Source organism: Bacteroides sp. LFL-34, from assembly GCF_027257075.1.
GTDB classification, from domain to species: domain Bacteria; phylum Bacteroidota; class Bacteroidia; order Bacteroidales; family Bacteroidaceae; genus Bacteroides; species Bacteroides ovatus.
On the sequence record NZ_JAPQKZ010000171.1, the window covers coordinates 1 to 527 of the forward strand.

The window sequence follows — 527 nt, forward strand, 5'->3', positions numbered from 1 at the left end:
ATCCCATAGCTTCGGTAAATTGCTTAATGCCCGATTATTATCCACGCCAAACTCCTCGACTAGTGAGCTGTTACGCACTCTTTAAATGAATGGCTGCTTCCAAGCCAACATCCTAGCTGTCTTAGCAATCTGACTTCGTTAGTTCAACTTAGCAATTATTTCGGGACCTTAGCTGATGGTCCGGATTCTTCTCCTTTAGGACATGGACCTTAGCACCCATGCCCTCACTCCTGGGATCGAACTACTGCGCATTCGGAGTTTATCAAGACTTGATAGGCGGTGAAGCCCTCGCATCTTATCAGTCGCTCTACCTCACAGTAGTAATTCCCAAGGCTGCACCTAAATGCATTTCGGGGAGTACGAGCTATCTCCAAGTTTGATTAGCCTTTCACCCCCACCCTCAGTTCATCCGGAAGCTTTTCAACGCTTATCGGTTCGGTCCTCCAGTTAGTGTTACCTAACCTTCAACCTGACCAAGGGTAGATCACTTGGTTTCGCGTCTACTCCTTCCGACTAATCGCCCTGTT

Annotated in this window: 1 rRNA gene; it reads right to left on the reverse strand. The window is 47.8% G+C overall.

Features of this window, described 5'->3' with window-relative positions:
• Positions 1-527, reverse strand: a 23S ribosomal RNA gene (locus N5O98_RS27435); the annotation flags it as partial.